This window comes from Pseudoalteromonas sp. S558 (assembly GCF_005886635.1).
GTDB classification, from domain to species: Bacteria; Pseudomonadota; Gammaproteobacteria; order Enterobacterales; family Alteromonadaceae; genus Pseudoalteromonas; species Pseudoalteromonas aliena.
The window spans coordinates 1-317 of sequence record NZ_PNDU01000697.1 but is presented as its reverse complement, the minus strand read 5'-3'; the positions used below and the strand labels follow the sequence as shown (position 1 = coordinate 317).

Sequence of the window (317 nt, the reverse complement as noted above, 5' to 3'; positions counted from 1 at the left end):
AAGAAATCGACTAAAATGCCTTGGTAGCAAAATATCAGCAAGTACCGAGTAAGCCAATCTTTAAAGTGCTTGATAAAACTAATAGCTCGCCGTTAATCGATATTAACTTATTATTTAATACCGGTGCCGCTGCCGATCCGCAGGGTAAAAAAGGGGTTGCAGCACTGACTGCCGCAATGCTGGCGCAAGGTGGCTCAACCTCAATGAGTTACAAAGATATTAAAAAGGCAATGTACCCGCTGGCGGGTAGTTTTTGTTATCAAATAGATAAAGAAAAGCTTTCGTTCCAAGGGCGTATTCATAAAGATAATGCTGCT

At 41.3% G+C, this 317-nt stretch carries 1 pseudogene; it reads left to right on the top strand.

Going from position 1 to position 317, the window contains the following annotated elements:
• Window positions 1–14 precede the first annotated feature (14 nt).
• Window positions 15–317 (top strand): annotated as a pseudogene (locus CWB66_RS21990) (insulinase family protein); the annotation flags it as partial.